26 protein-coding genes and 1 pseudogene are annotated in these 21,691 nt (G+C 41.4%); 1 reads left to right on the top strand and 26 read right to left on the bottom strand.

The window, feature by feature from the left end; translation table 11 throughout:
* Nucleotides 1-156: 156 nt before the first annotated feature.
* The 22 genes and pseudogenes from phoU to HMPREF9184_RS03985 all read right to left on the bottom strand — a co-directional run bounded on the left by phoU (nucleotide 157) and on the right by HMPREF9184_RS03985 (nucleotide 16,206).
* Nucleotides 157-810, bottom strand: coding sequence for a phosphate signaling complex protein PhoU (phoU, locus tag HMPREF9184_RS04085; protein WP_000946472.1), 654 nt, complete (start codon nucleotides 808-810; stop codon nucleotides 157-159).
* A gap of 11 nt (nucleotides 811-821) precedes the next feature.
* Complete coding sequence (pstB, locus tag HMPREF9184_RS04080; RefSeq protein WP_000138670.1) at nucleotides 822-1,580, bottom strand: phosphate ABC transporter ATP-binding protein PstB; 759 nt, start codon at nucleotides 1,578-1,580, stop codon at nucleotides 822-824.
* Between the two features lie 12 nt (nucleotides 1,581-1,592).
* The gene (gene pstB, locus HMPREF9184_RS04075) at nucleotides 1,593-2,396 is read right to left on the bottom strand and encodes a phosphate ABC transporter ATP-binding protein PstB (RefSeq protein WP_000049851.1); all 804 of its coding nucleotides are present in this window, start codon (nucleotides 2,394-2,396) and stop codon (nucleotides 1,593-1,595) included.
* Between the two features lie 10 nt (nucleotides 2,397-2,406).
* Nucleotides 2,407-3,291 carry a phosphate ABC transporter permease PstA gene (gene pstA / locus HMPREF9184_RS04070; RefSeq protein ID WP_000543050.1) on the bottom strand — a complete coding sequence of 295 codons (885 nt, stop codon included), beginning with the start codon at nucleotides 3,289-3,291 and terminating at the stop codon, nucleotides 2,407-2,409.
* Nucleotides 3,281-4,198 (bottom strand): phosphate ABC transporter permease subunit PstC, encoded by a 918-nt coding sequence (gene pstC, locus HMPREF9184_RS04065; protein ID WP_001070946.1) that lies wholly within the window; start codon nucleotides 4,196-4,198, stop codon nucleotides 3,281-3,283. Before pstC ends, pstA begins: the two co-directional genes overlap by 11 nt.
* The gene (locus HMPREF9184_RS04060; RefSeq protein ID WP_000746352.1) at nucleotides 4,198-5,076 is read right to left on the bottom strand and encodes a phosphate ABC transporter substrate-binding protein PstS; all 879 of its coding nucleotides are present in this window, start codon (nucleotides 5,074-5,076) and stop codon (nucleotides 4,198-4,200) included. Before HMPREF9184_RS04060 ends, pstC begins: the two co-directional genes overlap by 1 nt.
* A 212-nt stretch (nucleotides 5,077-5,288) precedes the next feature.
* A complete protein-coding gene (locus HMPREF9184_RS04055) occupies nucleotides 5,289-6,593 on the bottom strand; it encodes an RsmF rRNA methyltransferase first C-terminal domain-containing protein (RefSeq protein WP_001160280.1) in 1,305 nt (434 codons plus the stop codon).
* Entirely contained in the window at nucleotides 6,594-7,367 is a 774-nt protein-coding gene (locus HMPREF9184_RS04050; RefSeq protein WP_000448247.1) for an inositol monophosphatase family protein, read from the bottom strand. It abuts the gene before it with no gap.
* A complete protein-coding gene (locus HMPREF9184_RS04045) occupies nucleotides 7,357-7,635 on the bottom strand; it encodes a UPF0223 family protein (protein ID WP_001041968.1) in 279 nt (92 codons plus the stop codon). The genes HMPREF9184_RS04050 and HMPREF9184_RS04045 overlap by 11 nt, the downstream gene beginning before the upstream one ends.
* A complete protein-coding gene (locus HMPREF9184_RS04040; RefSeq protein WP_004246303.1) occupies nucleotides 7,636-8,037 on the bottom strand; it encodes a Spx/MgsR family RNA polymerase-binding regulatory protein in 402 nt (133 codons plus the stop codon). It lies immediately after the preceding gene.
* Between the two features lie 197 nt (nucleotides 8,038-8,234).
* The gene (locus tag HMPREF9184_RS04035) at nucleotides 8,235-8,855 is read right to left on the bottom strand and encodes a TIGR01906 family membrane protein (RefSeq protein WP_000850609.1); all 621 of its coding nucleotides are present in this window, start codon (nucleotides 8,853-8,855) and stop codon (nucleotides 8,235-8,237) included.
* Nucleotides 8,845-9,618, bottom strand: a complete 774-nt coding sequence (locus HMPREF9184_RS04030; RefSeq protein ID WP_000323534.1) for a TIGR01457 family HAD-type hydrolase — start codon at nucleotides 9,616-9,618, stop codon at nucleotides 8,845-8,847. Before HMPREF9184_RS04030 ends, HMPREF9184_RS04035 begins: the two co-directional genes overlap by 11 nt.
* Before the next feature lie 10 nt (nucleotides 9,619-9,628).
* Entirely contained in the window at nucleotides 9,629-10,366 is a 738-nt protein-coding gene (locus HMPREF9184_RS04025) for an acyl-[acyl-carrier-protein] thioesterase (protein ID WP_000524792.1), read from the bottom strand.
* Between the two features lie 4 nt (nucleotides 10,367-10,370).
* Nucleotides 10,371-11,501 (bottom strand): radical SAM family heme chaperone HemW, encoded by a 1,131-nt coding sequence (gene hemW, locus HMPREF9184_RS04020; protein ID WP_001170095.1) that lies wholly within the window; start codon nucleotides 11,499-11,501, stop codon nucleotides 10,371-10,373.
* Between the two features lie 83 nt (nucleotides 11,502-11,584).
* Nucleotides 11,585-11,983 (bottom strand): YtxH domain-containing protein, encoded by a 399-nt coding sequence (locus HMPREF9184_RS04015; protein WP_000517397.1) that lies wholly within the window; start codon nucleotides 11,981-11,983, stop codon nucleotides 11,585-11,587.
* 15 nt (nucleotides 11,984-11,998) lie between these two features.
* Nucleotides 11,999-12,382: a DUF948 domain-containing protein gene (locus HMPREF9184_RS04010; protein ID WP_000895023.1), complete on the bottom strand. Its 384-nt coding sequence runs from the start codon at nucleotides 12,380-12,382 to the stop codon at nucleotides 11,999-12,001.
* A complete protein-coding gene (lgt, locus tag HMPREF9184_RS04005; protein WP_000609725.1) occupies nucleotides 12,383-13,171 on the bottom strand; it encodes a prolipoprotein diacylglyceryl transferase in 789 nt (262 codons plus the stop codon). It abuts the gene before it with no gap.
* A complete protein-coding gene (gene hprK, locus HMPREF9184_RS04000; RefSeq protein ID WP_000115191.1) occupies nucleotides 13,164-14,099 on the bottom strand; it encodes an HPr(Ser) kinase/phosphatase in 936 nt (311 codons plus the stop codon). The genes lgt and hprK overlap by 8 nt, the downstream gene beginning before the upstream one ends.
* 130 nt (nucleotides 14,100-14,229) lie before the next feature.
* Entirely contained in the window at nucleotides 14,230-14,406 is a 177-nt protein-coding gene (gene rpsU / locus HMPREF9184_RS03995; protein WP_000048054.1) for a 30S ribosomal protein S21, read from the bottom strand.
* Between the two features lie 160 nt (nucleotides 14,407-14,566).
* On the bottom strand, nucleotides 14,567-15,190 hold the full coding sequence (locus tag HMPREF9184_RS03990; RefSeq protein ID WP_000811179.1) for a Type 1 glutamine amidotransferase-like domain-containing protein: 624 nt from the start codon (nucleotides 15,188-15,190) through the stop codon (nucleotides 14,567-14,569).
* A gap of 35 nt (nucleotides 15,191-15,225) precedes the next feature.
* Nucleotides 15,226-15,396 (bottom strand): annotated as a pseudogene (locus HMPREF9184_RS10030) (class I SAM-dependent methyltransferase); the annotation flags it as partial.
* A 102-nt stretch (nucleotides 15,397-15,498) separates the two neighbouring features.
* The gene (locus HMPREF9184_RS03985) at nucleotides 15,499-16,206 is read right to left on the bottom strand and encodes a glucosamine-6-phosphate deaminase (RefSeq protein WP_000864601.1); all 708 of its coding nucleotides are present in this window, start codon (nucleotides 16,204-16,206) and stop codon (nucleotides 15,499-15,501) included.
* A 147-nt stretch (nucleotides 16,207-16,353) separates the two neighbouring features.
* On the opposite strand from HMPREF9184_RS03985, the gene queA reads away from it, so the two are divergent.
* Entirely contained in the window at nucleotides 16,354-17,382 is a 1,029-nt protein-coding gene (gene queA / locus HMPREF9184_RS03980; protein ID WP_001090128.1) for a tRNA preQ1(34) S-adenosylmethionine ribosyltransferase-isomerase QueA, read from the top strand.
* Nucleotides 17,383-17,443: 61 nt separating this feature from the next.
* Here the strand turns inward: queA and HMPREF9184_RS03975 are convergent, their stop codons facing one another.
* From HMPREF9184_RS03975 to HMPREF9184_RS03960, 4 genes are all read right to left on the bottom strand, one after another.
* Nucleotides 17,444-18,151, bottom strand: coding sequence for a B3/B4 domain-containing protein (locus HMPREF9184_RS03975; RefSeq protein ID WP_000864838.1), 708 nt, complete (start codon nucleotides 18,149-18,151; stop codon nucleotides 17,444-17,446).
* A 13-nt stretch (nucleotides 18,152-18,164) separates the two neighbouring features.
* Nucleotides 18,165-18,617: a MarR family winged helix-turn-helix transcriptional regulator gene (locus HMPREF9184_RS03970; protein ID WP_000055210.1), complete on the bottom strand. Its 453-nt coding sequence runs from the start codon at nucleotides 18,615-18,617 to the stop codon at nucleotides 18,165-18,167.
* 90 nt (nucleotides 18,618-18,707) lie between these two features.
* On the bottom strand, nucleotides 18,708-19,592 hold the full coding sequence (locus tag HMPREF9184_RS03965) for a YihY/virulence factor BrkB family protein (protein ID WP_000759527.1): 885 nt from the start codon (nucleotides 19,590-19,592) through the stop codon (nucleotides 18,708-18,710).
* A gap of 35 nt (nucleotides 19,593-19,627) precedes the next feature.
* Complete coding sequence (locus HMPREF9184_RS03960; RefSeq protein WP_000421606.1) at nucleotides 19,628-21,682, bottom strand: cation:proton antiporter; 2,055 nt, start codon at nucleotides 21,680-21,682, stop codon at nucleotides 19,628-19,630.
* Nucleotides 21,683-21,691 lie beyond the last annotated feature (9 nt).

Below are 21,691 nucleotides of genomic sequence, written 5' to 3'. Positions count from 1 at the left end.
ATAAACGACCTTCCTGTTATTTATGAATAATTATAACTTATTTGAAAATGATTGTCAACATTTTCAGAATTTTCATTTCAAAAAATTCCTTTTTATTCAAAAATAAAGACTAATCTGAGTTGATTAGCCTTTTTCATTGCATATTTAAACCATTTCTTAGAGTTCGACGATTTTACCCGTTTCAAAGTAAACAACCCATTCACAGATATTTTTTGCGTAGTCCCCGATACGTTCCAAGAAAGAAATGACCTGGAAGTAATCACGGCCTGTAACGATAGCTTCAGGATGTTTCTTAATTTCTTCTGTAGCCAAATCACGGATGCTGTCAAAGTAATGGTTGATTTTTTCATCCAGAGCTGCTACTTCGTAAGCTTGATCCACAGAGGCACTCAGATAAAGATCTAGAGCTGCTTCGACAAAGTTTTTCACGTCACGCCCCATCTTTTTGATTTCTTCTTCAACGGCAGGGATACGTTGCTCTCCCTTCATGCGAATAGTTGCTTTCGCAATTGACACCGCATGATCTCCCATGCGTTCCAAGTCGGATACGGCCTTGAGAACTGTCAAGACAGTACGAAGGTCTTGTGAAACAGGTTGCTGGAGGGCAATCATTTCAAATGATTTCTTTTCTAGTTTCACTTCATATTCATTTATCTCTGCATCTTCCTCGATAACTTCTTTTGCCAAATCACGGTCGTGCGTGACAAAGGCGCGCACTGTACGATTGATTTGTGAGAGCACTTCTTGTCCCATGGCGTAGAACTGGTTGTGCAATTTCTCCAAATCTTCTTCAAATTGAGATCGTAACATCTTTCAACTCCTTATCCAAATTTTCCTGTAATATAATCTTCTGTTTCCTTGTTTTGAGGGGAAAGGAACATCTTCTTCGTATCATTAAACTCAATCAAATCTCCATCTAGGAAAAAACCTGTCTTATCAGAGATACGTGAGGCCTGTTGCATTGAACGCGTTACCAAGAGCATGGTGTATTTGTCTTTTAGACCATACAAGGTTTCCTCAATCTTACCTGCAGAAATAGGATCCAAGGCTGAAGTTGGTTCGTCCAAGAGGATGATTTTAGGACTGGTCGCCAAAACACGGGCAACACAGACACGTTGCTGTTGACCTCCTGAGAGACCAATGGCCGAATCATGCAAACGATCCTTGACTTCATCCCAGATAGAAGCACGTTGCAAGGCCTTTTCTACAGCTTCATCAAGAACTTGCTTATCCTTGACCCCATTGATACGTAGCCCATAGACAACATTTTCGTAGATAGACATAGGGAAGGGATTGGGCTGTTGAAAGACCATACCGATTTCCTTACGCAATTCAACCGTATCGGTGCGGGGACTGTAGATATTGTGACCATTATAGATCACTGTTCCAGTTGTTGTCACCTCAGGGTTTAAATCTCCCATGCGGTTGATGGCCTTGAGAAGAGTTGACTTCCCTGAACCTGATGGACCAATCAGGGCGGTTATTTCCTTGGGTTGGAAAGAAAGGGAAACACTATTCAAGGCCTTCTTTTTATTGTAATAAACGGACAGGTCTTTAACCTGCAAAATCGGTTCTGTCATACTGCTTCCTTTCTAACCAAAGTGTCCCGTTACATAGTCATTGGTAGACTGTAGCTTGGCATTTTGGAAAATGTTGGACGTCTTGTCATACTCAATCAAGTCACCCAAGTAGAAAAATCCTGTGTAGTCACTCGCACGGGCGGCCTGTTGCATACTGTGGGTAACGATGATGATAGTAAAATCCTTCTTTAATTCCAACATGGTTTCTTCCAGCTGGGCTGTCGCAATCGGATCCAAGGCTGACGCAGGCTCATCCATCAAGAGAATATCTGGTTTAACAGAGATAGCTCGCGCAATACAAAGCCGTTGTTGCTGACCACCAGAAAGCATCAAGGCTGATTTGTGAAGGTCATCTTTGACCTGGTCCCAAAGGGCAGCTTGACGGAGAGAGGTTTCTACAATTTCATCAAGTACTTTCTTATCCTTAACACCTGCACGTTCATGAGCAAAAGTGATGTTGCGATAAATAGACTTGGCAAATGGATTTGGCCGTTGAAAGACCATTCCGATATGCTTACGCATCTCATAGACATTGATTTCTGGACGATTGACGTCAATTCCTCGGTAGAGGATTTGACCTGTGACCTTGGCAATATCAATGGTATCATTCATCCGATTGAGACTGCGAAGATAAGTAGATTTCCCTGATCCAGAAGGACCAATCAAGGCCGTTATTTTATTTTTTTCAAATTGCATATCGATGCCCTTGATGGATTCATTTTTACCATAGTAAACATGTAAATCCTTGGTTGAGAGGGCCACTTTTTCTTCAGGGAAGGTGATGATATGCTTTTCATCCCAGTTATATTTTGACATGGCTTCTCCTTTAGGCAGCGGTTAATTTCTTGTGTAAATAGCTTCCGAGTTTGCGAGCCCCAAAGTTAAAGATTAGGATAAAGATGAGGAGCACCGCGGCAGAACCAGCTGATACGATGGTAGCATCAGGAATGGTTCCTTCACTGTTGACCTTCCAAATGTGGACAGCCAAGGTTTCTGCCTGACGGAAGATTGAGATGGGGCTGGTAACACTGAGTATATTCCAGTTAGACCAGTCAAGGGCTGGAGCGGATTGTCCTGCCGTATAGATAAGAGCGGCGGCCTCACCAAAGATACGGCCAGATGCCAAGACAACACCAGTCACAATACCTGGAAGAGCTTCAGGAATGACGACATGGACCACAGTCTCCCAACGAGAAATTCCAAGGGCCAGACCAGCCTCACGTTGTGTATGGTGAACATGTTTTAAGCTATCCTCAACATTTCGAGTCATCTGAGGGAGGTTAAAGACCGTCAAGGCCAAGGCACCTGAAATGATTGAAAATCCATACTCAAACTGGACTACAAAGATCAAGTAACCAAAGAGACCCACAACGACTGATGGTAGAGAAGACAAAATCTCAATACAGGTACGAATAAAATTGGTCACAGGTCCTTTTTTGGCATACTCAGCAAGGAAAACACCAGCTCCCATAGACAGGGGAACAGAAATGATCAAGGTAATGACCAAAAGGAAGAAGGAATTATAGAGCTGAATCCCGATACCCCCACCTGCTTGATAAGAGGAGGATTTCCCAGTCAAGAAGGACCAAGAGATGTGCGGTAACCCTCTCACCAAGATATAGAGAATCAAAGATGCCAAAATGGCCACGATGATACCCGCGATGGTATAGAGGACAGCTGTTGCAAGTTTATCTAATTTCTTAGCGTGCATAGTTTTTCTTTCCTCTTTCTTTCGTAATCAATTTAATCACACTGTTAAAGGCCAAACTCATCAAGAGCAATACCAAGGCCAGTGACCAGAGGACGTTATTGTCAACCGTTCCCATGACGGTATTCCCAATTCCCATAGTCAATACAGAGGTCAAGGTCGCAGCTGGTGTTGTTAGTGAGGTTGGGATAACTGCTGAGTTTCCGACTACCATCTGAATGGCAAGGGCTTCACCGAAGGCACGCGCCATCCCAAAGACCACTGCAGTGAAAATACCTGAACGTGCTGCTTTCAAGGTCACACGCCAGATGGTTTGCCAACGAGTGGCTCCCATAGCTAAACTAGCTTCACGGTAATGCCGAGGAACAGCACGCAAGCTGTCTGTTGTCATAAAGGTTACAGTTGGTAGAATCATGACAAAGAGAACGAAAATACCTGACAAGATCCCAAAACCAGTCCCACCAAAGACGCTACGAACAAAAGGCACCACAACTTGCAAACCGATAAATCCATAGACGACTGAAGGAATACCGACGAGGAGTTCAATGGCTGGTTGCAAAATCTTTGCACCCTTTGGTGATACTTCGGTCATAAAGACTGCAGCGCCAATAGCAAAGGGAGTTGCGATGAGAGCTGATAAAATCGTCACAATAAAGGAACCCAAAATCATCGGAAGAGCACCAAATTCTTTCCCTGAAGGGTTCCAAGTTTGTCCAAAGAGGAAATCAAAGATGTTCACCCCATTGACAAAGAAAGTTGACAAGCCTTTTTGGGCTACAAAAATCAAAATCATCGCCACAATGATGACAATCAAAGAAAGGCAAGTGAAGGTCAAACCTTTACCAAACTTCTCAAGACGAGAGTTCTTTGAAGGAGAGAGTAATTTTTTAGATAGTTCTTCTTGATTCATTATTGACCTCCTTCTACTGCTGTAACGGTACCTGAAGCATCCTTTTGAACTTTCATTTCATTGATAGAGATATAGCCCATGCCCTTAACAATTCCATTTTGAGCTTCATCTGAGAGGACGAAATTCAGGAATTCAGCAGCTAACTCATTTGGCTGACCAAGTGTGTACATATGTTCATAAGACCACAAAGGCCAGTTGTTGGTCGTTACATTTTCAGACGTAGACTCATACCCATTGAGCTTCATGGTCTTGACTGAGTCATCCACATAGGCAAAAGCCAGGTAAGAAATGGCTCCTGGAGTTTGCGAAACAATTGACTTGACCATTCCATTGGAATCCTGCTCTTGGCTCTGCATAGCAGATTGGCCATTCATTATGACATTATCAAAGGTTGCTCTTGAACCAGAACTTGCTGCTCGGTTGATGATTGAAATTGCCAGGTCTTTGCCCCCAACTTCTTTCCAGTTGGTCACTTCACCTGTAAAGATTTTACGAAGTTGCTCGGTTGTGAGATTTTCAACAGCCACTTCTTTGTTCACAATCACTGCCAGACCAGCCACTGCAACCTTGTGGTCTACTAGAGCTGAAGCATCAATTCCATCTTTTTCCTCTGCAAAGACGTCAGAGTTCCCGATGTCTACTGCTCCAGACTGCACCTGAGAAAGTCCTGTTCCCGAACCTCCACCTTGAACGTTGACTGTTTTTCCGATATTTTTTGAACCAAATTCGTCTGCTGCGGCTTCAACCAAAGGCTGAAGAGCAGTTGATCCGACGGCTGTCATGGTTTCTCCACGATCAATCCAGCTTGCACATCCCGCTAGAAAACCTACAAGTAAAAATGTCGCAAGAGATAGGACGAGCTTTTTTCTTTTTTTCACTATTTTTCTCCTTGAACATAATGATGAATATTCTGATTTCTTTCAGTTCCTATCATGACAATCAGTGATGATAGGATTTGGTTTACGATTTATAGACTGGAAGTCCCTTGAGGACCAGTCGGTTCATCACATAATATAAGTAAAAATGAAAGACTATCAGAAAAAACTCATACTTCCAATATAACATAGAATAGATTCTTTGACTAGCTTTTTCACTTGAATCTGAGGCCTTTTGGATAATAATTTTTTAAAACATTTCCAGTAACTTTTGCAAAGCCCAGACCGTTTCCTTGAACCACAACTTGGTACCATCCATTTGGTCGAGCTTCAGACAATTGAACAGTCTCCCCAGCCACATATTTTACAAAATTCTCATCCTTGATTTCGATTGTTTGCAAAACTTGACTTGGTTTTAAGGCTAATCCCAGAGCAAAACTTGGTTCGAAACGTTTCTTCTTAAAGGTACCCAGATGGAGCCCATTTCTAGCAATTTTGAGTTTGCCTAGATCAGGTAGCATCTCTGGCAAGAGATAGAGTTGGTCTCCAAAAGTTTGTAGTACGCCAGTTAGCGATATTTTTAGATGTTTTTGGGCAAATTCTTGCCACAAGTTCTGCTGTTCGCGACTGAGATTGCTCTTGCTAGCTTTGAATTTGGGTGCTGAATTTTGTCCCTTAAACTGCAGGTGGGCTACAAACTGGCCTTCTCCCTTGAAATGATGAGGGTACATTCGAGCCGTTTCAGGAAGATCAATTCCTGCTACCATACCGTTCACATGCTCGACTGGAAGCAATTCAAAATCATAAGTATCAAGCAACCAGTGGACGATTTCTTCATTTTCCTCAGGTGACCAAGTACAGGTCGAGTAGACCAGACGGCCACCTTCTGCAAGCATGGTGACTGCATCTTCTAGAATTTCCCTTTGGAGACTGGCACATTGGCTCGGATAATCGGTACTCCAATAATCCATGGCATCTGGTTGTTTACGGAACATCCCTTCACCCGAGCAAGGGGCATCAAGGACAATCACATCAAAATAACCTTTAAAGACCTTGGCTAAGCGGTCCGCAGACTCATTGGTCACAACTACGTTTGTAGCACCAAACCGCTCCATATTTTCCACTAAAATCTTAGCACGCTTGCTTGAAATTTCGTTGGAAACAAGGACTCCCTGATTAGCCAGATAAGCTGCTAGTTGAGTGGATTTTCCACCTGGCGCTGCTGCCAAATCCAAGACCTTCATACCAGGAAGGGGCTGAGCTACCTGGGCCACCATTTGGGCTGCAGGCTCTTGCGAATAAACGAGACCCGTCACGTGCTCTGGTGACTTCCCTGAGACCTTGCCATAGTATCCCCAAGGTGTATGAGGAATGGCGTCGTCAAACGACAGCTGACTTTCTTTTAAGGGATTGACCCGAAAAGCCGAAACCGCGTCTTGTTTAAAAGAGGCAAGAAAATCTCTTGCCTCATCTTCTAGTATCGCTTCATATTTTTTAACAAATCCTTCTGGAAATTGCATTTAGTTTTCTTTCCTTTCATAAATATAGGACTGAATCTCTTCTTGCATCTCGATTGGCACCATCATGACAGGCTGACGCGTTTGAAAATCAACAGGCTCACCAGAAACTGTAAGAAGACGATACCCCAGACTGTCTCCTAGGATACTTGCAGCAGCGTAATCCCAAGGTTGCAAGTAGGTGATATAAGTCAGCAGACGACCTGATAAAACCTTGGCAAAACTAATGGCCGCACTACCATAGACACGGACTCCCAACGCTGCTCGGCCCAAATCAGCCAAGCCCCACTCATTGGTTTCAAACATACCTGAGTTACCAGCCACTAAAAATTCTTGAAGAGGTTTCTTTTTAAAAGTCGGTAAGGGAGCATTATTACGATAGGGAGGAAAGGCACCACCACCATGGTAACAATCGCCTTTCATAACATCATAAATGATACCAAATTTGCCCACACCATTCTCAAAATAAGCCAACATAACGGCAAAATCTTCCTTCTGAGCGACAAAGTTATTGGTACCGTCAATGGGATCAATCACCCAAACGGAACCTTGACCGACCGCAACACGCAAACAGCCCTCTTCCGCGCAAATCAAGTCTTCTGGATAAGATGCTAAAATTCTCTGAACTAAGAGATCCTGAACTTCCTTATCCAAACGCGTCACCAAGTCTGTAGGGGAAGACTTTCGCTCGACCTGCAAATCTTCTTGCATGTGGGCCAAAATATACTCAGCAGCTTCCTGCACAATCTGTTTGGCAAATTCAAATTTAGTTTCCAAGAGAAATCTTCCCTTCTCTTTTTTCTTTTGCTAATTGAACTGCATGATAGAAGGAATAACCGCTAGCCGTCTCAAATTCGCGGCCTAGGCGTTTTTCTTCACTTTTGCTCGGAACGACAGACTTAAATTCCTTGTAAGACTCTAGCAGTTTTTTTGCTTCTACCTTGTCTTCATAGGCAGCTTCAACATCATTAAAAAAAGAAAGCACTGAAGCAAGTTCTTCAGTGCTCCACGACAAATCTAGTGGGTAACTATACTGTTTGTTCATCTATCCAATACCAGCTCTCAATGTTGCTTCTTTTAGTTCTTGTTTACGGTAACTACGAGGGAGAAAAGCACGAATCTCATCTTCATTAAAACCGATCTGCATGCGTTTGGTATCAATAATAATTGGGCGACGCAAAAGACTAGGATATTGCTCAATCAACTGAAGCAACTCCGATACCGAAATACTCTCTACATCAATATCCAATTTTTGGAAAATTTTTGAACGAGTTGAAATGATGTCATCAGTACCATTTTCGGTCAAGGAAAGAATGTGTTGCAATTCTTTTCTTGTTAAAGGACTGGTCATAATATTATGCTCCTCAAAAGGAACTTTATGCGTCTCTAACCAGGCCTTTGCCTTACGACATGATGTACAGCTCGGTGATAAAAATAGTGTAATCATGCTTTTCTCTTCTTTATCTATACTTTGCTATTCTTATTATACAAAAAAATAAAGCGCTTGACTAGCAATTTCTAGAAAAAAGCCTATTTTTTTCTAGAAAAATAGACTGTATGCGAACGAATTACTCAATTCCAATGAAGTTAATTCACTCCTCGTAAGAATTTTTAACTTCATCTCTGTTTTATCAATGCAACACATTAAAGTATTCTACGACTTTTCAAATAAAGAAAACCAAAGAAACTTTCATAGAGTCCAAAGAAGAGAAGGAAAGCATGGAGGAAGAAGGTCTCTGGTAAAATCAAAATAACGGGATCCTTTGCGGGATCAAAAAGCCAGGTATCATCTCCCACAAAGAGAATCTGATGGAAAAGAGTAAAGAATTGCTCAAAACCAATCAACACTCCCACAAGCCCAATGACTAGAGGCAATAACACTAGGGTCAGGATACTTTTACGATATAGGGGCAGAAAGCCTTTTTTTACAATCTTTTTAACAAAGAAATAGAAACTTGGCAGTGTCACCAATGTGACTAGCTGAACCAAGTGAAAGAGGTTCTTCACCACCGCAAAGTGGTGCAGGCCTGCCGCTGAAGAACGAAAATCCGGCATCTCTAAGACCTGACTAAAAGGATTGGTCAGGTAATTCATCAAGATATGAAAGTTATACAGAATGGTTTCTCGCTTTAGAAAGACACGATCCGTTAAATTCAGCCACTGAATCTCCATGGGATAGAAAATCCAAGCCAGATAAATCGTCAGTAGGATAGAAAGGGAGAGGAAAAAGAGCATACTTCCCCAAAAGGTCAGTTTAGTTTTCATCAAAATTCCACTCCGCAAGGCTAGAAATTACATGAGTTGGTGCGATTGGCAGGTCTGCTACTTCTTCTGTCTTGGTAAAACCTGTTGTCACCAAGAGCGTTGGAATGCCATTGTCAATCCCTGCTCGGATATCTGTCAGGTAGTTGTCCCCAACCATAAGCAATTCTTCTCTTTTCAAACCTAAGTGCTCAACTGCCTTGTCCATAATGATAGCATTTGGTTTCCCAATATAAACTGGTTTTATCCGAGTTGCTACTTCAAGAAGGGTTATCAGTGAACCAGCACCTGGCAAAAGGCCACGTTCCGTAGGAATATTGAGGTCTGGATTAGTTCCGATAAAATGAGCCCCCTTTTGGATTGCTAGAGTCGCCGTAGCAAATTTTTCATAGTCGACTTGCCAGTCCAGTCCAACTACCACATAGGCAGGATTTTCCTTGTCTTCGACATAACCAGCCGCCTGAATGGCATCCTTGAGTCCAGCTTCTCCGATGACATAGACTGTCTTTTCCAGTCCCAGGTCATTCATATAGTCAATGGTTGCCAGAGTTGCTGTGTATACAGTCGATAGAGGCGTATTAATATTAAAATTCTGAGCCAACATCTCTTGAACGCTCTCAGGAGTTCGGGTTGTATTGTTGGTTACAAAGAGATAAGGAATTTCTCGCTTTTGCAGTTCATGCACAAAAGCCTCACCTGCCGGAATTCTGTCTTTCCCCTTGTAAATAGTCCCGTCTAAATCAATTAAATAACCTTTATAAGCCATATCGTCCTTTCTAATTCGCTTCAATTTCTTGCCAAGTAATCATAGCTTGGGCATTAATCTCGCCATCACTGATAATCTCATGCTTGCTTTCTAGTCCCTTGAGTTCATAAGCTGAAGCAATCATGCCACCCGGTCGCACTTCTTTGACATATTTGAGATTGATTTTCTTTGGAATATACTTGGTCAAAAAATCTGCTCCCATGACTTCAAAAATCCATTCCAGATATTTGCTATTATTGACATGACCATTCATATCCAAGTCGTAAAAACGAACATGGTAGTCTTTACTGAACGGGTTTTCTAGATTTGTATACTTTGGCCCACGGATGAGTTTTTTATCAAACTCAGACTGGTAAGGAGCAACAATCTCAGGCTCAACAGCATGGACTTTCCGACTATCTCTGTCCATGAGAACAAAGGTTGCTAGCATGCGAATGATTTCCTGGCCTGCTTCATCATAGATAGTGAAACGGCGGTAGCAAAAAAGACGATTGTAAGTCAATGCTTCTGTTTCAATCGTAATCTCCTCAGCAAAGCGAGGCAAACGTACCACGTCAATCTCATAATCCGTGATAATCCAAACCAGATTGTAACGTTCTAACATATCCTTGTCGCTAACTCCCAGTTCAATCGACTGCATACCTGATACTTGCAAGGACAGCAAAATCACATCTGGAAGTTTGATATGACCGTTCATGTCCGCCATATCAAAAGGAATTTTCATTTTCATTTGATAAGTTAAGCCCATCGTTCTACTCCAAAATAAATCGTTCTGCTACAGTGTCTCCTAAAAAGAGACCTCTCTTTGTCATTCGGACACGGTCACCATCGACCTGCATGAGTCCTTGTTGAACCAAGTCTCTGATGACTTCTCCATAAAGTCCATCAAAGGATCGCCCGAATTTTTCCTCAAATCGCACCATGGAAACCCCTGATTTCTTGCGGAGGCCTAGGAACATTTCTTCTTCCATCTGCTCCCTTTGACTCAGGTGTTCTTCTGTAATCCGAGCATTTCCTGCCTCTACTGCATTGAGATAGTGGCGGATAGGACCATGATTTTTATAACGTACTCCGTCCACATAACCCGAAGCACCCGCACCGATACCATAATACTCGGCATTATCCCAGTACATGAGATTGTGGCGACTTTCAAAGCCAGGCTTGGAGAAATTGGAAATCTCATAATGCTCAAAACCAGCTCGCTCCAGTTCTGCGATGATGTACTCAAACATCTCCGCTTCTAACTCTTCCTTGGGTAGGGGCAATTTCCCACGTCTCATGCGGTTCATAAAGACCGTATGATTCTCCAAAATCAAGCTATAAAGGCTCATATGAGGAATATCAAGCGAGATAGCCTTAGCTACATTTTCCTTGACTTGCTCCATGGTCTGACCAGGCAATGCATAAATCAAGTCGATGGAGATATTGTCAAAACCAGCCAATTTAAGACGGTCGATATTTTCATAAATATCCTTTTCCAAATGACTACGCCCAATCTTTTTCAGCATTTTGTCATCAAAAGTCTGCACACCTAAGGAAACTCGATTGACTGGCGACTGTTTCAAAACCGCAATCTTCTCTGCGTCCAAGTCTCCTGGGTTGGCCTCAATGGTTAATTCTTCCAAAACTGACAAGTCCAGATTTTTAGTCAAACCATCCAAGAGAACTTCTAATTGGGAAGCAGACAGAGCCGTTGGCGTCCCGCCTCCAATGTAGAGGGTTCGCAACTTTTGGATATCATAAGAACGAAACTCTTCTAGTAGATGCTCCAGATAACTATCTACAGGTTGATTCTTGATAAATACTTTTGAAAAGTCACAATAATAACAAATCTGTGTGCAAAAGGGAATATGCACGTAGGCGGACGTAGGTTTTTTCTGCATAGTATTTATTATACCACAAAGACTGCTTTCCAGATAAAAATCACCATCTCCAGAACCTTAGATGAACCAGAGATGGTGATGTTTTATTCTTCTGTAATGTCAATAATAATCTCTTCTTCGTCTTCTACGATATCTGGAGTAGCTGACTGTTCTTGCCATTGCTCCTTGAGATTGTTAAAAGTTTCTTTTGATGCTTCTGTCGCTTGTCGTGCACATGTTTTGACTTGACCAAGGACACTGTCAAAAGTAATTTCACCAGATTCTACTTGTTCCTTTGTTTTCAGCACAAAGTCCCTTGCTTGTTCCTTCACTTCTGTCAATTTCTCACAGACTTGCTCTCTGGCATATTCTGGATCTTCTCTCAAATCATTTAGAAAATCTTGAGCTTGACTACAAACTTGCTTTCCCTTGTCACTGGTTAAGAACAAGGCCAGAGCTGCACCTGAAACAGTTCCTAAAAGGATAGAGGATAGTTTTCCCATAAGAGTTCTCCTTTTCTATTTTTTGAAAATTTTACTTGCGAAACGAAGAGCTGACAAACCTGCACCCGTTTTAATAGTCTTTGAACCAGCAGATGAAGCTTTTTTGCCCAAAACACGTGCATGTTGGTTGAGATCAGATACTGACTCAGACAAGTCCGCTACAGCTGTAAAGAGTGGATCAATTGTCGCAACTTTTACATTAATATCATCTACCAAGACATTAACTTTTACCAACAATTCATTGGTATGATGTAAAGTAACATCTACATCTGAAGACAAGGTTTTGATAGTTTTCTCCGTCTCATCAATCATTCGACCTGCTTTTTGAATGGTAATAGTCAGATAGACTAAACAAACGATCAAAGCAATCGCAACAAGAATATAAGCAACTTCTAACATTTAGTTTTCCTCCTCAGTATGATAGAAAGGGGCTTTCTTTCGATTTTGATAAAGTATGATAAAAATACCGAGTCCGATAAGAACGACTGATAACCATTGGGAAACTCGCAGACCAAAGAACATGAGACTGTCTGTCCGCATGCCTTCGATGATCATACGACCAAAACCATACCAAATCAAGTAGAAAGCAGTGATATGACCACGTCTGATTCCCTTCAATTTTCTTCTAAAAATCAGAATCAAAGCAAATCCAATCAGATTCCAAACCGACTCGTAAAGGAAGGTCGGCTGACGGTAGCTACCGTCAATGTACATCTGATCACGAATGAAGCCTGGCAAATAATCCAGACTATCTACTGCTACACCGTAGGCTTCTTGGTTAAAGAAATTCCCCCAGCGGCCTAAACTTTGGGCAACCATCACGCTCGGTGCTGCAATGTCTAAGAAATCCCAAGTATTGATTAGTTTTCTATCCGCAAAGATATAGAGAACAATAGCTCCCGCTATCAAACCTCCATAAATAGCCAAACCACCATTCCAGATGGCAATAATTTCACCTGGATTTTGAAGATAGTAATCTAATCGAAAGAGTACGTAGTATAATCTAGCGCCTAAAATCGCAACTGGAAAAGCAATCAGGATAAAATCCAAAATGTCATCTGACAGGATTTTCTTTTTAGGAGCTTCTTTCATGGCAAGATAGACTGCCAAGACCAAGCCTGCCACAATACACAAGGCATACCAACGAATGGAAAAAGGACCGATTTCAAATGCAACTGGATTAATCATCTTTCACCTCATTTTTGGAGATGAGATTAGTTAAGCGTTCTTCAAATAAACGCGTCGCATCAAAGCCCATTTCCTTAGCGCGATAGTTCATAGCTGCCGCCTCAATAACAACAGAGATATTGCGTCCTGTTTTTACTGGGATGCGGATACGTGGAATCGTTACACCAGAAACTTCTAATTCTTCGGCATTGTTTCCTAGACGATCAAAAGTCTTTTGGGTATCGTAATTTTCCAAATAGACTGCCAGCTGAACTTGTGAAGAATCTTTTACAGCGCTTGCTCCGTAGAGACTCATCACATCGATAATCCCCACTCCACGAATCTCAAGCAAATGCTTCAAAATTTCAGCAGGCTCTCCCCAAAGGGTCATTTCATCCTTAGCAAAGATATCCACACGGTCATCCGCTACCAAACGGTGTCCGCGTTTCACAAGCTCGAGACCTGTCTCACTCTTACCGATTCCACTATCCCCTTGGATCAAGACACCCATGCCATAAATGTCCATCAAGACACCATGCACACTAGTCCGTTCAGCTAAACGGGAATCAAGGTAGCTAGATAACTCTCCCGACAAGCGACTAGTGGCTGTACGACTGGTTAAAATGGCAATCTTACATTCCCTAGCAGCTCTCAACATCTCCTCTGGCACTACCAAGCCACGAGCAACGATGACAGCAGGTGTTTCAGGTAGAAACATTTTCTTCAAAACTTGATAACGGTTATGGGCAGGCATGGCAACCAAATAGGACCACTCCTTCATCCCTAACAGTTGAATCCGTTCTGGAGTATAGTAATCAAAATAGCCCGTCATTTCAAGACCAGGTCTCATAATGTCCGCAGTATTGATTTCCTTTTCAAGTAACTCGCCTTCACCATAGACAATATCTAATCTGAGCTTTTCAATTACTTCTCTTACTAAAACCGACATAATTTCCTCCTTCAATCAAGTTCTCCCTACTATTATATCAGATTGTAGGAGGAAGTTTTCTTTTTTTGCAGGATTTACAGTATTTATTTAAAAATAAAAAGACTAGACAAGTCTAGCCTTTCATTTCTAATTAGAATTTTTTACGTTTACGAGCTGCTTCTGATTTACGTTTACGTTTTACAGAAGGTTTTTCATAGAATTCACGTTTGCGTGTTTCTTGAAGAGTACCAGCTTTAGTAACCGCACGTTTGAAACGACGAAGTGCATCGTCAAGAGATTCATTCTTACGTACTACTGTTTTAGACATTTTTTTCACTCCCTTCAAGTTCAAGATCTATTCTATTTTACATGCAAAATGAATAAATGTCAAGAGAAAAAACTGCCATAAACTTATATTATCTTCACTTTCTTTTTTTAGAGAGGCAACGTATTAGAATGGACACCATAATAGCAAAAAGAAATTTATTTTAATCCTGTTCAGAAACAACTTTTAATTCTTCGCTATTTACAATTACGGCTTGGGAATTGTTCATTAGCATTAAGCTGAGCTGATTTTTATAGGTTTCAAAGGTCTTCTGACTACTATCAGTAAAAGGTTCCTCACCATAATGTGGAAGTATGTAAAAATCCACTTCATCTAATCCCGCTGTATCAGATAACTCTGTCGCTACCGTCTTATCGTCCATGAGTTTATTGTAGTCAATATCCTTGGCTGTAATGATAGCTCCTGCTGATTCTCCCACATAGACCAGCCCATCTCTTATTTGCTCTTTGATAAGAGATAGGAGTTGTTTTTTCTTTAATTCTTGTAATAAATAAAAGGTATTCCCGCCTGAGATATAAAGAATCTTGCTTTGGAAAATCTTTGCCTGAGCAGTTTCTCGATCACAAGAAGCAATATCTAGAACCTCTATCTCAAATCCTAAATCCCTGAATGTTTGCTGAGCCTCATCGATATAGGCAGTATAGTCCTCTTTGTTCCCAGCGGTAGGAATAAATAAAACCTTTTTTTCTAGATTTTTTTCCTTTGCATAATCACTAAAAAGATTTTTGACACCAGCAAAATATGAACATAAAAATAATTGTTTCATGATTGTACCTCCATTAGTTTTTAACAATTTTATAAGGTTCTATCCAGATGACGAATTGCCCATACAAACATGGGGAGATCAGCCCAATTCCACAATTTCATCATTCGTTTTCCTAGAAAAACCGAAGAATTCTTTGGTTTCTGAATGAGACGACAAAACAGTAAAACTAAAAGTAAAAAACAAATAAAACCGATTATATAAATCAAAGTTCGAGCCTCACCTGTATAGCTATATTATACCACTTTAGCAGAATAGTGAATATTTGAAGTAAAAAACCACTTACCCAAAAGAGCAAATGGTTCCTAATTTTATTTTTCAAGCAAACTAAGCGCTGCTGCATCGGCAATGATGGTCACATCAGGGTGGTTTTGTAGGCTACTTGCTGGGAGGTTCTCAGTCACTGGTCCTGATACTGTTCCAGCAATGGCTTCTGCTTTTGACTCACCATAAGCAAAGAGAAGAATAGACTTGGCATCCAAGATGTTTTTAATTCCCATTGAAATGGCTTGGGTTGGGACGTCTTCAATCTTGTCAAAGAAGCGAGCATTAGCTTCGATGGTAGACTGGTCAAGTTCGACTAGATGCGTTTGACTGTCAAATGGAGTGCCTGGCTCGTTAAAGCCGATATGTCCATTGCGACCGATTCCTAAAATTTGGAGATCAACTGGATGATCAGCCAAAATTTGGTTGTAGCGTTCCACTTCAGCTTCAGCATTGTCCTTAATACCACGTGGCAAGAAGCTTTCTTTAAATGGTTTTTGGTTAAACAAGTTTTCTTGCATGAAGTGACGGTAAGACTGTGGGTTGTCCCCATCAAGCCCTACATACTCATCAAGGTTTACACTGGTTAGATTTGAAAAATCAAGGTCACTCTCCACAATTTCCTTGTAAAACTCAAGCGGGCTGCTTCCTGTCGCAAGTCCTAATGTTTGAGCACCATTGGCCAATTTTTCCTTCAAAATCTCAAAAGCTACTTTTCCACCTTCAACTTGATTTTCAACTTTTATAACTTTCATTTTATATCCTCCATATTTCTATATTCATTATATGGTATAGACCAATTTTTGTCAAGTGAAAACGATTTAATTTCTAAAAAAAGAGCGCCCAAACTTGAAACGTGTTATAATGGATAGGATTAGAAGTTAGAAAGAATGAACAGATATATGAATACAGCTGATTTTGATTTCCACTTGCCTGAGGAATTGATTGCCCAAACACCCCTTGAAAAACGAGATGCCTCCAAACTCCTCATCGTTAATCGTGAGACGGGGGAATTTCAGGATAAACACTTCCACTCTATTATTGATATGTTGGAACCAGGTGATGCCCTTGTCATGAACGACACACGTGTTCTCCCAGCCCGTCTCTATGGTCAAAAGGAAGAAACAGGTGGCCACGTGGAGCTTCTTCTTCTCAAAAATACTGCTGGTGATGAGTGGGAAGTCCTAGCCAAACCTGCCAAACGTCTCAAGGTCGGTACTCGTATCAGCTTTGGTGATGGTCGTCTCAGCGCTATCGTTACAGAGGAATTGACCCATGGGGGCCGCATTGTCCACTTTGAATACCAAGGAATTTTCCTAGAAGTTTTGGAAAGTCTAGGTGAAATGCCATTACCGCCTTATATCCATGAAAAACTGGATGACCGTGAACGTTATCAAACGGTCTACGCTAAAGAAAGTGGCTCTGCTGCTGCACCGACTGCTGGACTGCACTTCACCAAAGAACTGCTAGCAGAAATCCAAGCCAAAGGTGTTCATCTGGTCTATCTCACTCTTCACGTCGGACTCGGAACTTTCCGCCCTGTTTCTGTTGACAATCTGGACGAACACGAAATGCACTCAGAGTTCTACCAACTTTCTGATGAAGCAGCAGCCACCCTTCGCTCTGTCAAGGAAGATGGCGGTCGTGTTATCGCTGTTGGAACTACTTCGATCCGCACACTGGAAACCATCGGTTCCAAGTTTGATGGGCAAATCCAAGCAGATTCTGGTTGGACCAATATCTTTATCAAACCTGGTTACGAATGGAAGGTCGTGGATGCTTTTTCAACCAACTTCCACCTGCCCAAATCAACCCTCGTCATGTTGGTTTCTGCCTTTGCAGGCCGTGAATTAGTCTTAGATGCTTACCACTACGCTATTCAAGAACACTACCGTTTCTTCAGTTTCGGTGATGCCATGTTTATCTATTAAAAATAGCTCCGTCATTTCTTTAGGAAATTTTATTCCTAAGAGATAACGGGGCTATTTCTGTTTAAAGTGTAATTTCTGGGGACTCAGAAGTTAGATGAATCAGTTTGCCTTGAACACCAAAGTAGTCCTTTACCAAGTCCTGTAATTCTTCCATGGCAGCCCGAGCACGTGTTGCCTGTTCTGCATTGATCGCTTCAATCACTAAGACAGCATCTTTTGTCTCTTCTGTCAGCATGGTTCTCTGTGCCTCTCTCCAGTTGAGACAGCGACAAACCGCTCCTTCATCATCGTAATAGATCAGTTCTTCTGGAAGTGCAGGCGCATCGTTTTCAGCTCCTAGTGGAAAGAAAGGTTCTCCTCCCTTAGCCTGACCGAGATGAAGACTACCTACAATCTTGTTCACATCTTCACCACCACAGGGGACCGCATAAGATAATGAAACACTATTATAGATATCTACTAAGGGATTGATGGGGTTGAACTCTCTTCCCTGACTGACCCGCTTAAGTAGGGCTTCAATCGAAGAACGGGCACCTTTTTTCGTTTTGAACTTGCTGAAAGCCTGACGCCATTCTTGAATGACCTCATTTTGTGTGAAATTATCATCTGAGATATACTCCTCAGCTCGCTTGGCTCCCTTGTCTAGCAAAGATTTGAAATAAGGATCCTTACTTTCATCAACTGTATTGTCTAATCCCTTTACTACTAGAACACTAATCTGTGCCTCTGGAAACAAGTTCCAAAATTCATTTTCAACGATAACTTTCATCTTCCACCTCTTATTATAAATAATCTCTTTTCTGGCCTTTTTTGACCATATCCCAATCACTTGTAATATTTTTTCTAACCCGAATTAGTAGGCTCTCCAGTTCCCTGGCCTCTTCCTTAGAAAATCCCTTTAAGGCTGAGTTCTCCGAGTAGTGATGTTCAGCTAGGATAAAAGGATAGAGACTCTCACCTTTTTCTGTTACAAACCACTCCTTATTTTTCCGATTATCCACAGCTGCTCTTTGCTCTATCAATCCCTTTTCTTCTAGCTTTTTTACAGAACGGGCAACAGTTGAGCGATCAACCTTTAGCATATCTGATAAAGCTTCTTGGATAATACCTGGATTTTCCTTGATTCGAACCAAATAAAGATATTGCCCACGAGCTAGGTCTATATCACGAAATTCGATATTGGCAATAGAGTCCAAGGCACGGGCTATAATTCCTATTTCGCGTAATAACGACATGTTTCCTCCTTTCGCATCTATGAGGATAGAATAGCATATTTTTATTGCAAATGCAATAAAAAGACACTTTGTAAATAAAGCGTCTTTTTATTATTCTCCATTCTTTAAAATGAATGTGTCACCACGAAACCTTGGATCCTTCAAACTCTGCACACTGGCATTGATAACTGCTCCGATAATCAAAATCTTTGCGATGAGAATAAACCAGAACATCATGACTACAACGATAATAGAACTGAAAAATCGGACGTCAACTAGATGATTGACATAGTTATTGAAATAGACAGAAAAGATGTTCAAAAGAAAGACAAGAGTCAGCAAAACAAAGATACTACCAGGAAAAACGTAGCGAATACGAGGGACTCTGACATTTGGAAGGAAATAGTAGAGCATGACCAAGATGGCAAAGAGCAAGACATAAATCAAAGGGCCTGTAAAGTCCTGTAGATAATCAAAGAAAGGACTGTCTGATTGCCAGTAAGTTTTGACTAGGTTGAGCAACATACGCCCAAACATACTCAGAAACAAGGCCAGAGCAAAAAGAATCTGCAAGCCAAAACTAACAAATAAACTCATCAGTTGATGGGAGATGATTCCTCGACTCTTGGCCACTCCATAGGCCTTATTAAAGGCTTTTTGGAGGAAATCCATCGATTTCGAGAAGGTCCAAAGAGCAGACAAGACGGCAAAACTCAGCAAACCAGTCGACGGTTGAGTCAGGACTTCTCGGGCAATCTTTGCTACCACATCATAGACTGTATCTGGTACAAATTCCTTGATGGTGAGCAAAAAATTTGAAATCGGAATTTGAAAATAGGGCAAAATATTGACCACTATCATCAGCAAGGGGAAGATTGAAATCAACCAATAGTAGGCAACTGCAACACTGGTCAGCTCACTATCGGAAGCTTGATAAAAATGTAAAAAAGCTTTCAACAAGGGCCGTTTCATCAGCTCTTTCCACCACTTTTTCATGTTGCAATCCTCCTAATACAATTTGATTTTCTAAACTAATTTCTTCTGACTAATTCCATCATATCATAGGGTAGGGTATTTGCGGCTTCTTTTAGAGAATAATTCTCAAGATTGTTGACATTTTGCCGTAATTTCTTGGCATACTTGGTCGTAATCAATTTCTTCTCTTCGTATTCAAAGATTAGCTTACGTTCTAGATAGTAACCTCTTAGCATTTCATCGATATTATTTGGTTTGATACGATTGATAACACGTTCGACAAAGGCACCACTACCGATAATAGCCGTTTCACGCAAGCGAGACTCCTGCATAAAGCTGATCAAAGAACTCTTATAAATCCCTTTGAGGTTTTCCAAACTTTCGATAATCAACTCCGTATTCTCCAGATAGAGTTCGGATATTTGATCATAGTCAATAGCTCGAAGACGACGTTGCTCTTTGTCATTCCAACTACGGAAGGTCTGGCCAAAGGTTAGCAATTCATGCAGGACAAAACGCAAGATACGGAGCGATACAAGGAAGTAATATGTTAGGCGGGAAGCCACCTTTCGATTGATGCTCTGCTCCATATTTTTCAGATAGCGTTGGTAAACTTGATAACTACGCTCACCGATTTTCCCTTCCTCGTAAGCCTGCTCCAAACCATCGCTTTCGATACTCAGGATGAGGAGTTTTAAAGCCTCCCAGTCTTCTTGGGCACTTTTGTTTTCTTGACTAAGGATTAGGTTTTCAATTCGACCGTGATAATTATCAATAGCCGCATAAAGGGATAGTTTGTTCTTATGCCCTTCCAGTTCTTTTTCTAATTCTGCTGTGACCTCATTTAAAATCGCAATGTGCATGAGGTAATCTTTGGTTTCCTCTTGCTCCTCGGAAAGATGGGGAAGAACTAAGAGACCTGTTAAAAAGCTTAATAGTGTGACACCTGCTACTAGAAAAAGTAAGAGGGGATACTCCTGCTCTAGATTACTAGGTATGAGAAGAATGGTTGCAATAGAAACCGTTCCTTTTACACCAGAGAAGGTCAAAAGGAGCATATCCTTCATGTATTTACGAAGACTTTTCTTGAGACGTCGAGTTCTCCAAATATAGAAGCCATAAATCATGACAAAGCGAATGGCAAAAAGTAAGAATGTCAGTAAAACAACCGATACTACTAAGATTAAGGGGTTATAAAGGGGATTGGTCAGGATAGGTTCTGCTATAATTTCCAATTCCATCCCCAAGATGACAAAGACAGATCCATTGAGCATAAAGGTCACGGTATGCCAAACAGTATCAGTAACAGTATCTACTTGGGCTTCGAGGAGCGTGATTTTTTTGAAACGACTGGCCTTCAAAATCCCTGCAACTACAACTGCGATAATCCCTGAAACATGGATTTCTTCGGCGATAAAGAAGGTCATGAGAGGCAAACTCAGTTCAAGCAAGAGTTCACTCGCTATATCTGTCGCTCGCACACTCAGTAAAAATGTATGCAGGAAACGATTGATCATTGCCGTCACAAAACCGACTGCAAAACCACCAAGGATCGAAAGCGCTAGGGAAGTTCCAGCATGACTGAGGGAAAAAGCGCCTGTTGTCCATGCAGCCAGGGCCACCTGAAAGGCAACCAGGCCAGAAGCATCATTTAAAAGTCCTTCTCCTTTGAGGATATTGGATACCCGTTTTGGGAAACTAAAACGCTCAGACAGAGAAGCAAAAGCTACCAAATCCGTCGGACCAAGCGCTGCCCCAACAGCCAAACAGGCAGCTAAGGGAAGGCTCAGCCAAAGGAAATGAGCCAAGGCTCCCAAACTCAAGGTCGAGATAAAGATCACTGGAAATATGAGATAAACAATGATGCGCCAGTGTTTTAAAATAGCCGTGATGTCTGCTTCTTCGGACTCTCGGAAAAGCAAGGGCCCGATAACCAGTGCCAAAAATAACTCCGTATTGAGATGAAAGTCGTTGTTTGGTATAAAGAGACCAATCCCAATCCCAAAAAGGATTTGTACCAGAGGGAGGGGCAAAAAAGGTAGAAGTTTATTGGTCGTGGTTGAAATGATTAAGACAAATAAAAATAGAATCAAGTATATAAGTAATTCCACACAATTCCT

It is taken from the genome of Streptococcus sp. oral taxon 058 str. F0407, assembly GCF_000235485.1.
In the GTDB taxonomy this organism is placed as follows: Bacteria; Bacillota; Bacilli; order Lactobacillales; family Streptococcaceae; genus Streptococcus.
The sequence above is the reverse complement of the archived record's forward strand: the minus strand, read 5'-3'. Positions and strand labels throughout refer to the sequence as shown.

What these genes read in the sequence shown, in the direction of transcription:
- phoU (WP_000946472.1), bottom strand. Translation starts at nt 810, where the DNA reads ATGTTACGATCTCAATTTGAAGAAGATTTGGAGAAATTGCACAACCAG.
- pstB (WP_000138670.1), bottom strand. Translation starts at nt 1,580, where the DNA reads ATGACAGAACCGATTTTGCAGGTTAAAGACCTGTCCGTTTATTACAAT.
- pstB (WP_000049851.1), bottom strand. Translation starts at nt 2,396, where the DNA reads ATGTCAAAATATAACTGGGATGAAAAGCATATCATCACCTTCCCTGAA.
- pstA (WP_000543050.1), bottom strand. Translation starts at nt 3,291, where the DNA reads ATGCACGCTAAGAAATTAGATAAACTTGCAACAGCTGTCCTCTATACC.
- pstC (WP_001070946.1), bottom strand. Translation starts at nt 4,198, where the DNA reads ATGAATCAAGAAGAACTATCTAAAAAATTACTCTCTCCTTCAAAGAAC.
- HMPREF9184_RS04055 (WP_001160280.1), bottom strand. Translation starts at nt 6,593, where the DNA reads ATGCAATTTCCAGAAGGATTTGTTAAAAAATATGAAGCGATACTAGAA.
- HMPREF9184_RS04045 (WP_001041968.1), bottom strand. Translation starts at nt 7,635, where the DNA reads ATGAACAAACAGTATAGTTACCCACTAGATTTGTCGTGGAGCACTGAA.
- HMPREF9184_RS04040 (WP_004246303.1), bottom strand. Translation starts at nt 8,037, where the DNA reads ATGATTACACTATTTTTATCACCGAGCTGTACATCATGTCGTAAGGCA.
- HMPREF9184_RS04035 (WP_000850609.1), bottom strand. Translation starts at nt 8,855, where the DNA reads ATGAAAACTAAACTGACCTTTTGGGGAAGTATGCTCTTTTTCCTCTCC.
- HMPREF9184_RS04030 (WP_000323534.1), bottom strand. Translation starts at nt 9,618, where the DNA reads ATGGCTTATAAAGGTTATTTAATTGATTTAGACGGGACTATTTACAAG.
- HMPREF9184_RS04025 (WP_000524792.1), bottom strand. Translation starts at nt 10,366, where the DNA reads ATGGGCTTAACTTATCAAATGAAAATGAAAATTCCTTTTGATATGGCG.
- hemW (WP_001170095.1), bottom strand. Translation starts at nt 11,501, where the DNA reads ATGCAGAAAAAACCTACGTCCGCCTACGTGCATATTCCCTTTTGCACA.
- HMPREF9184_RS04015 (WP_000517397.1), bottom strand. Translation starts at nt 11,983, where the DNA reads ATGGGAAAACTATCCTCTATCCTTTTAGGAACTGTTTCAGGTGCAGCT.
- HMPREF9184_RS04010 (WP_000895023.1), bottom strand. Translation starts at nt 12,382, where the DNA reads ATGTTAGAAGTTGCTTATATTCTTGTTGCGATTGCTTTGATCGTTTGT.
- lgt (WP_000609725.1), bottom strand. Translation starts at nt 13,171, where the DNA reads ATGATTAATCCAGTTGCATTTGAAATCGGTCCTTTTTCCATTCGTTGG.
- hprK (WP_000115191.1), bottom strand. Translation starts at nt 14,099, where the DNA reads ATGTCGGTTTTAGTAAGAGAAGTAATTGAAAAGCTCAGATTAGATATT.
- rpsU (WP_000048054.1), bottom strand. Translation starts at nt 14,406, where the DNA reads ATGTCTAAAACAGTAGTACGTAAGAATGAATCTCTTGACGATGCACTT.
- HMPREF9184_RS03990 (WP_000811179.1), bottom strand. Translation starts at nt 15,190, where the DNA reads ATGAAACAATTATTTTTATGTTCATATTTTGCTGGTGTCAAAAATCTT.
- HMPREF9184_RS03985 (WP_000864601.1), bottom strand. Translation starts at nt 16,206, where the DNA reads ATGAAAGTTATAAAAGTTGAAAATCAAGTTGAAGGTGGAAAAGTAGCT.
- queA (WP_001090128.1), top strand. Translation starts at nt 16,354, where the DNA reads ATGAATACAGCTGATTTTGATTTCCACTTGCCTGAGGAATTGATTGCC.
- HMPREF9184_RS03975 (WP_000864838.1), bottom strand. Translation starts at nt 18,151, where the DNA reads ATGAAAGTTATCGTTGAAAATGAATTTTGGAACTTGTTTCCAGAGGCA.
- HMPREF9184_RS03970 (WP_000055210.1), bottom strand. Translation starts at nt 18,617, where the DNA reads ATGTCGTTATTACGCGAAATAGGAATTATAGCCCGTGCCTTGGACTCT.
- HMPREF9184_RS03965 (WP_000759527.1), bottom strand. Translation starts at nt 19,592, where the DNA reads ATGAAAAAGTGGTGGAAAGAGCTGATGAAACGGCCCTTGTTGAAAGCT.